8 protein-coding genes are annotated in these 7,979 nt (G+C 63.7%); 2 read left to right on the top strand and 6 right to left on the bottom strand.

Annotated elements, in window-relative coordinates:
- Window positions 1-115: 115 nt before the first annotated feature.
- Window positions 116-643 carry an AAA family ATPase gene (locus V9L18_RS21805; RefSeq protein WP_337349237.1) on the bottom strand — a complete coding sequence of 176 codons (528 nt, stop codon included), beginning with the start codon at window positions 641-643 and terminating at the stop codon, window positions 116-118.
- 199 nt (window positions 644-842) lie between these two features.
- Window positions 843-1,277 carry a GNAT family N-acetyltransferase gene (locus V9L18_RS21800; RefSeq protein ID WP_337349236.1) on the bottom strand — a complete coding sequence of 145 codons (435 nt, stop codon included), beginning with the start codon at window positions 1,275-1,277 and terminating at the stop codon, window positions 843-845.
- 55 nt (window positions 1,278-1,332) lie between these two features.
- Between V9L18_RS21800 and V9L18_RS21795 the strand changes: the two genes are divergently transcribed.
- Window positions 1,333-1,587 carry a hypothetical protein gene (locus V9L18_RS21795; RefSeq protein ID WP_337349235.1) on the top strand — a complete coding sequence of 85 codons (255 nt, stop codon included), beginning with the start codon at window positions 1,333-1,335 and terminating at the stop codon, window positions 1,585-1,587.
- Window positions 1,588-1,622: 35 nt separating this feature from the next.
- Window positions 1,623-2,171: a uridine kinase family protein gene (locus V9L18_RS21790; RefSeq protein WP_337349234.1), complete on the top strand. Its 549-nt coding sequence runs from the start codon at window positions 1,623-1,625 to the stop codon at window positions 2,169-2,171.
- A 45-nt stretch (window positions 2,172-2,216) separates the two neighbouring features.
- Here V9L18_RS21790 and V9L18_RS21785 read toward each other — a convergent pair whose 3' ends face one another.
- From V9L18_RS21785 to V9L18_RS21770, 4 genes are all read right to left on the bottom strand, one after another.
- Window positions 2,217-2,618: a hypothetical protein gene (locus tag V9L18_RS21785; RefSeq protein WP_337349233.1), complete on the bottom strand. Its 402-nt coding sequence runs from the start codon at window positions 2,616-2,618 to the stop codon at window positions 2,217-2,219.
- Complete coding sequence (locus V9L18_RS21780; RefSeq protein ID WP_337349232.1) at window positions 2,615-4,660, bottom strand: hypothetical protein; 2,046 nt, start codon at window positions 4,658-4,660, stop codon at window positions 2,615-2,617. The genes V9L18_RS21785 and V9L18_RS21780 overlap by 4 nt, the downstream gene beginning before the upstream one ends.
- Window positions 4,657-6,282 (bottom strand): hypothetical protein, encoded by a 1,626-nt coding sequence (locus V9L18_RS21775; protein ID WP_337349231.1) that lies wholly within the window; start codon window positions 6,280-6,282, stop codon window positions 4,657-4,659. Before V9L18_RS21775 ends, V9L18_RS21780 begins: the two co-directional genes overlap by 4 nt.
- A gap of 104 nt (window positions 6,283-6,386) precedes the next feature.
- Window positions 6,387-7,814, bottom strand: a complete 1,428-nt coding sequence (locus V9L18_RS21770; protein ID WP_337349230.1) for a site-specific integrase — start codon at window positions 7,812-7,814, stop codon at window positions 6,387-6,389.
- Window positions 7,815-7,979 lie beyond the last annotated feature (165 nt).

The following is a 7,979-nucleotide window of genomic DNA, read 5'->3' as shown; positions in this document are numbered from 1 at the left end:
TTCCCTGTCAAGTTCAGCGTGTTGACGAAGGTGCGGCCGACTACAGCCAGAAATTTGGATGGACGCTTTCCCACTTGCGTCAACGCGGCAAGCGCTTGATTCCCCCGCTTCTCTCCTAACGGGTGGCCAGTTCCAAGACTTCCCGCGCTACCACTTCTGCTGTTTTGTCCGAAGAATCCACCACGAAATCGTCCAGAGCCTGTGTCAGGAGTATGTTTTCTAGCTCGACCGCCCGTTTCAAGTGCCAGAGAAGGGCGTCTGAGTCATTCTGGTGCCGGGCGTTCAGGCGGGATCGGAGGACCGAGTCATCGGCGGTAATCCGACAAACCCCAAGCGGCCTGCCTCCCAACGCTTTTCGATAGCGCGGAATTTCGGTGGCATCCTCAATGACGCCGGCAAGTACGAAAGTCTCAACGCCGGCTTCAGCATAATTACCTACGAGCGATGCGAGATTGACCAACTCGAGCTCGTGGTTAAATCTGTCGTTCGGTGGTGCTGGCCACGACTGGCGTATCGAATCCAGATCAATGATGGCGTGGGCGACGGCCCGCTGTCGCAAGATCCTCCCGATACAACCGGCCACCGTGGTTTTGCCGGCGCCGACCGTTCCATTCAGGAAGATACTTCCGACAAAATTATCCATCTACGAATCCTAGGTCAGGCCCCTAGAATCCTCTTCTGCTAACGACTTGGCCGGTGTTGCACACAGAACATGGAGGCTCACACAACCACGGCCCCTGTTTCGTCAGGCTGAGCGATTCGAGCGTGTTGAAGCTATGCGGGCTGGGTCAATCACGAACGGCGTGACTCCGCAAGGGCGCGGCCGGCACCCTTGCAGGGAATCAAAGGGGCTTCTTGAAGAAGGTCGCGGCGTCCTCATATGCCAGGGCACGATAGAAATCGCCCGCCCGCCGGCTTGCTAGAGAGGCATATGCGGCGCCCCGCGCATGCGCCCACGACTCGACCTCAGTCATCAAGGCCTGTCCCACACCCTGCCGTCGTACCCGCTCGGCCACCATGACCTCTTCGACCCAGGCAGCAGGGCCGTTGGCAAGAAAGGTGGCTCGGCAATGGGCTAGAAGGTAGCCGACGACGGATCCGTCACGCTGTTGGGCTACCAGAATGAGCGTCTGGGGCTCCTGGAGCAACGAACGGAAGGTTAGGTCAAAGGATTCCCGCTTCGGCGCGAACGTTCGCGCGAAATCCTGAACTAGACGCCAAACGTTGTCAGCATCGTTGATGGCGGCGCCTCTGATCGTCATGCTGAGGTTTGGCATCTGGCTACATTACCCGGGCGGTCCGTGGGCGGCGGCATCTGCAATGCTGTTCAGCATGACGATCACCTTTGAATGGCGCGGAATGGTTCGGAACGACGAAATCAACCAGCTGCACGCAGAAGGCTTCGATCATGCATTGGTTGAAGTTGATTGGACTGATGTTCTCTCGCGCCTGAGTCTGGGGTGGGTCACAGCGCGCGACGACCTGGGCCTGGTGGGCTTCGTCAACGTTCTACTTCGATGCATGCGGTTTCCGTCCCACCAATGCCGGTCTAATCCGACTGCGCTAGCGTCGGGCGGTGAGCCGTGAGAGAGCCACACGCAATGAGCATGAAGGATTGTCACGTGAACAACACTTTGCAGACCATCCAGAGGGCGGTGCTGGAGACCCCAGCCGTTCGGGGCATCAAGATCGTCGGAATCGATGGGCCTTCAGGATCGGGCAAGAGCACGTTGGCGGGGAAGTTGGCCCCATTGTTGAACGCCCCGGTCATACCAATTGACGACTTCGTTTCCTGGGACAACTTTGCTGGATGGTGGCCCAGGTTCGAGCAACAGGTCCTGGACCCCCTACTCAATGGGTACCCGGCCCACTACCAGCAAAGGGACTGGGAGGGCGACGAGTTCGGTGATTCGCTGGGGCGTTGGACAACGGTGAACTGGAGTCCGGTGGTGCTCATCGAAGGCGTCACGTGCACCAGGCGCGAGAGCATCGACAGGATTGCATTCGCTGTTTGGGTCGAGGCTCACAAGGATGAGCGTCTACAACGAGGCATAGAGCGGGACGGAGAAAGTCACAGGGCACTTTGGCATCGCTGGATGGATGAAGAGGACAAATTCTTCGCTTCGGATAAAACGCGACTCCGGGCTGACCTCATAGTTCCTGGAAATTAGGGCAAGTGAGACCGCCGTTCCTTGCGTCAATTCGGGTGCTCTGCATCAACTCCTGCCGATGGCGTGGAGCACGCCTCCGGACTCTGCCAGTCGCCGTCGGAGCTCTTCGTTTTGGAGTTGTGTGAGGTGGAGTGCCCCGATGAGGGCTTCGTTGTCTGCTTTTAGTTCCTGGATCACTTTCTTGTCGTCCTCCCGCAACCGTTTCAGCCTTGCTGTCTCCCGCCGGAGGCGTCTCTCGCTGTCAGGTGTCCCGCCGAGTGCCCTTACCTTCTCGTAGAAGAGGTTCTTGAGATCGACGTGCCGCTGGGTGAGTGCGTTTCGGGGCACTCCTGCTTCAGCGGCGAGGGCCACGACGGTCAGGGCGCCGTTGGAATGTTCCGGTCTTCCACCGAAGATCCGCTCCATGGCCGTCTGGATGCGGGCACGTTCGTCGTGCACGGGGCTCATCTGGTCTCCTGGAGAACCATGCGGGAATGATCGTGCTGATCGGCTTCCTGGCGGAGCCGCCGGGCGCGGGCTTCCAGCCGGTGCCCGAGGGGCTCGGGGGACTTCGGGGCTTGCTTCTCCAGGGATTCCGCTTCTTGTCGCATCAGGTGTGCGTGATCATCGGTTCGTGCGATGTTCGCGCAGGATGGGACGCAGCGGTCGAGGCGCGGTGCTTCGCGTTCGGTGATGCGGTTGCAGAGGGCGCGGTCCGGTTTGTAGACGCACATGAGCATCGCGGACGGGTTCTCGTAGACGGTCAGCGATGGGTTTTCCAGAAGCGCACGGGCCTGTCTCGCGTTGACGATCGTGCCCGCGAATTCGGGGGCGTGCCGGGCGGCGTTGATTGCTCTGCGTGCCGCTGGGCCTGAGATGCCTGCGCCGTTCGCGAGGTCTTCGTTGAGCGAGGCGAGGGTGTCGGCAGCGGCGAGAGCCGCTTCCAGGTCGAGCAGGTCGTGCATTCCGTTCCGGCTCCGGGACGCGTAGCCGGCGCTCATGGCGGTGCGCATGTGGCCGTACTGGACGGCGAGGGCGACGAGCCCGCCGGGGCGCCTGGCGATGTGCCATGCCAGCGTCCGGCGGAACCGCGAGACCCCGATCGGGCCGTACCTGTCCTCAGGGATCATCTCGTGAGGACGGTCCAGGGTCTTGGCTAGGTTCGAAGCCCATGCGATGAACTTCTCGACGCGCAGATTCATGGTGTCGGGGGGCAGGCCGCCGAACAGATACCCGTCGGGGTTGATCCTCTCGACTGTGCGGATGGCCCTGACCACCGGTTCGATGGCCACCCATGGAACATCGCGAATGGTTCCCTGCGGGACGTGGTTCCCGTCTTCGTTGACGGCCGTCTTGTAAACGCGGCCGTGGATCAGGTGACGCCCTGATTCCGGCTCCGGGCAGCAGCCCCTTTCGAGTCCCTGGATTTCACGGGGCCTCATTCCCGTCAGGTACGACACCACGATGTAGGCCGCGGTCGTCAGGTGAGTCTTGAGGGTGCCCACCTCGGAGTAGTCGATGAATTTCTTCCAGGGACGGCCATCGACCGTGCCGGAAAGTTCGGTGAAGACGGGAGCGGGACCATCGGCGGACAGGAGCCGTTCCCGCCAGCGCCCTGTGATTACCTGATGGTGGACCTGGTGTATCGCCGCCCCCGTTACGTGGGCGATGTACGTTGCGGCGAGTCCGCTCTTGTTCCCGGCTGCCATGCTCGGCAGCGATGTGCCGGCGGCGATGATGCGCCCCAGATAGTCCTCGAGCATGGCCTGGCCTTCTGGGGTGGCGGGGTTCTGCTTGCTTCTGACGAGTATCTCTTCTTTCCGTTGGACGGCAGTGAGGATGTCTTCGGCGAAGTCGTCGACAACGCGCAAGGCCCAGATCAGCAGTGGGCCCATGGTTTCAGGGGTGATTGGCTCTGTCGAGTTCTCGGCCATGGAAGACCCGGCAGGGAGGAAATCATCGGCACCTTCGGTCAGCCATGGTGGTTCGCAGAGGCCGACAGGGAAGGGGTTCGAGGAGTCCAGGGCCCAGAGCCGTGTCAGGGCGGCGAGGACTTTCTGGGCTGGGTTGCGCAGCATTGCCCGGTCCGTTGCGAGGTGGAGGGCGTAGGCCCGCAGATCTGATGGAGTGCAGTCGCGGAGGGATGAGCTTCCTCTTTCCTCCAGCCATTGGCAGAATGCCCTCCATATCGCCACGGTGGGATACACGTGGCGGGGCGAAACGGTGGTCCGCCACCGGGGGTGTTTGCCGATCAGGAAGGTGGCGGGCAGCGAAGTGTTGATTAGCAGCCACGTCAGGTGCCGCAGTTCCTCCCGGAATGCCGCGGGCACGGTCTCCCAGTGGATCGTCGTGCGTGATACGCCGGGGCCGTGCACCAATGCTTCCAGGCTCCAGGACGGGTCCCCGAATCGGGGCACCGGGCCGGTGAAGCCCTCCTCGATCAGACCGGGCAGGATTGCTTGGGCATGCGGTGCCGGGCGGGAAGCGGTCTCTTCGATTGCGAGGGTCACAGGTCGTACTGTCCTTCCAGGAGGCTGCCGATGGTTGTTCTGTCGGTGGAGGTCACGCTGGCCAGGGCGGTCGTCCAGACCGGGTCACCGAGCCTGTGCTTGAGGTCCTCCAGGCGCGTGAACGGGTTGCCCCAGTCCGCTGCCCAGGTCTCGTCGTCCAGGACCGAACGCAGGCTGGCCAGCGAGAGGTGCAGGTAGGCCAGGCGTGGGTGGTGCTTCGGGTGGATGCGCGCGTTCGGGCACGCCGTGCACATCAGGAACGAGGCCCTGCACCCCATTCCCTGGGTGCTGAATGGACTGTTCTTGTAGTCGCAGCAGTCGGCGGTGGGGGTCTCCTGGGAATCCGGGCGGGCGGTGTCGGCAAGCTGGGCGCGCAGGACGGTGTGCCGGGCGTGGGCGAGGGCGCTCTCGGCGCCGTCGGCGATGATCGGGACGGATGCATGCTGCACCTGGGGTTCGGGGAGGACATAGACCGCGTCGTGGGTGTCCTGGCTGTTCTGGCCGGGCTCCCTGCGGTGCAGCACATTGACCGTCTTCCGCAGTCTTTGCAGGGGAGCGCCGGTCAGGCCGGTTTCCCGGAGCCAGGAGTCGGCCGGGTTCTTCGTCAGGCCGATCCCGAATGGCGTCACGGGGGACACGTTCCTGGGACCTGGCTGGGCGTTCCGCCAGATGAGCAGGAAGTCCAGGGTGCTGTCGGCGGCGGTGACAAAGGCCCGGGCGTGGGAAGTCGCCTCCAGAGCCTTCGTTATGAGCCGCCCTGGCGTGTCGGCGCCGGTGTCCGGGACATTCCGGGTCTCGAAGTGGCGGCCCGCTCCCCGCCGCCGCTTCTCCAGTTCCAACCGGTAGATGGGGAATCCGTCCGATCCGCCGTCTTGCAAGGCCCGAGGCGCGCGCATTTCCGACGCCACGGTCGCGTTAAGTCCGAACTCCATCACGAGCAACACGGCCAGCGCATACGCTTCGGACCGGCTCAGGAAGAGCCGCATCCACGTATGCCGGGCCTCATCGCCTCCGAGGGCGGCAACACTCCGGGTCAGATTGCGGTGCCGCCCGTCCTTGCGGAGGATGTGGGGGACGTAGCCGGTACGGGCGAGCGAGTCCAGGGCCTCTCCGATGAGCCAATCGCGGCTTTGCTGCTCGAAGGATCCCTCACGCCATCGCCTTAGATGTTCTGTGTTGGCCCGGATTCTCAGGTGGGCGGAGCGGAACATCTTCCGGGCTGCGGTGCGCACTTCCTCGAATTCGTCCGGGGCCAACGCCCGTCCCGTGGACGTGACCAGGGGAAGCCGCCTGGCCATCGCGGACCTCGTAGGCTCGCTCAGCTCGTGGTGTCTCCTGAGGAAGCCACCCAGTGCGATCACCTGTGAGTAGCCGTAGATGCCTTCCGGGCGGCGCATCCGCCACCTGTTCCACAACGCCGGTGTGATGTCGACGAGGCGCTGGGGCGGATTGTCCTGTTCGGCGCAAAAGCGCCCGAATGCGGTAAGGCGGAACCACATGGCTTTGCTGGACGGGAGGGAATCCCAGCCGCCGCCCGGTGCGCACTTCTCGGCGAACCATCGGGCGAAGGCGCGCTGCAGTTCCACGCCCACCGGGAGTTCGTCGAAGTTGAAGGTGCCCATGCGCCCTTTCTTGTCGCGGTGCTCGACCTTCAGCCCGTCATGGGGCCGCGGAATCGGCCGGTGGTGGGGCTCCGGCGGCAGGGCCGCCCGGTGTCCTCGGCCGCTCACAGGGCCGCCTCGTCTTCAATCAGGTCCTGGATCGTGCCTGTTTCGGCCGCGAGCCGGGCAAGAATCCAGGAGACATCGTCGGCTGTCCCGCCCTCCGGGTCGCCCGCGCCAGCCGTAGGTGAGGAGATCAGTGAGTGGAGCTGGAGGTCGGAGACCGGGGCCAGGTAGATCTTGCGTGTGGTTTCGACGTCCGCGTGGCCCAGGAGGTCTTGGACCATCCGCCAGGGATCCCCATAGAGGAGGCGAAAGTCCCGGCGCTCCTTCGGTGTCAGGCCGAGCCGGACATCCATCGCGTGGTGGAGGGCGACCAGCATATAGAGCGCGAAGGAATGCCGACACATGTGCGGAGTGCAGAATGGAGCATCACCCTTTTCTCCCGACAGGGTCTTCTCGCACCGTTCCGTGGCCGTCCGGAACACACCCTCCCAGGACGCCGGCCGGAACGGCAGACCGGACTCGTTCAGCCACAGCCACAACGGTTCCGGACCCTCGGGCCCCTCAGTGAAAAGAAGTCCACGCTCCTCGACGCTCGCCCGGGCCAGGGCCGTCTCACCAAGCATTCCGTCACGATCACGCCAGTGAAGGACCTTCATCCGGCGCCCGGAGACCGACGTCACCAGACGCATCCGCGGCAACACGTCATACCGGCCCTGCCGCTGGGCACGCCGGATCACCCTCGCCCTGCCGGCATCGCAGTACCCCTCGATCTCGCCAACCACCGGCGCCGCCATATAGAACGTGCGGGCACGCTTCGACTTCGTCACCACCGGGGCCAGCCGGCCCGAAAAGTACCGCCGGTGGCCAACCTCGGATTGCGGAACCTCGAGAGTGAGAAGCGAAGCGGCCTCGGTCAGCCGCAGACCCGATGAGAACAACAGATTGGCGAAAGCCGAATTCCGGTCTTCCATCCGCCCGACCCATGCCGCCGCCGGCACACCATCCGCGGAGAACCCGCGCAAGCCCACATCCACCCAATGCCGGAACATCCTTGGCGTCAGCCAGCGCACATCACTGGACCTCGCATCCTTCGCCCGGGCGGCAGGCACCTTCACGGACTGCCCGTGCCGCCCAACCGCCTCCCGCGTCTCAATCGGGCTCGCGGACACGTACCCCTGCTTGACCGCCCACGAGTACAGGCGACCCAAAGCCGCAAGGCCCCGGTTCCAACGGGCACCGCCGACCCGCCGCGGGTTGCTCAGCGATCTCGTGCGCCAGTCCTCGAAATCCCACAGGTCATCGGGGCCTGCCTCATCCCAGTTCTTGTCTCGACGCCACAGGAAGTCGAAGAAGACGCAATAGTCCGTCGCATAGTTCCGCTTCGTCTCCTGCTCCAGCCGGGCGAAGGACGAACGGACCAGGAAACGGGCCAACCGTCCATCGATCTGGCAGTCCGGCGACAGCAGGATCGGCGTCCCAGGACGCACACCCGACCGCTCCTCGTCCTCCGCCAAGCCATCCCAACCGCCCAAGACCGGCAATCGCTTCGACTCGACAGACCGCCCCGCCGGCACCCAAAAAATACGCCATCCTCGCACCACTCACACCCCTCTTGAACCGCATCAACACGCTAATTCAACAGGGAATTGATG

Origin of the sequence: Pseudarthrobacter sp. CCNWLW217 (assembly GCF_037203985.1) — a bacterium.
Lineage (GTDB): Bacteria > Actinomycetota > Actinomycetes > Actinomycetales > Micrococcaceae > Arthrobacter.
The sequence above is the reverse complement of the archived record's forward strand: the minus strand, read 5'-3'. Positions and strand labels throughout refer to the sequence as shown.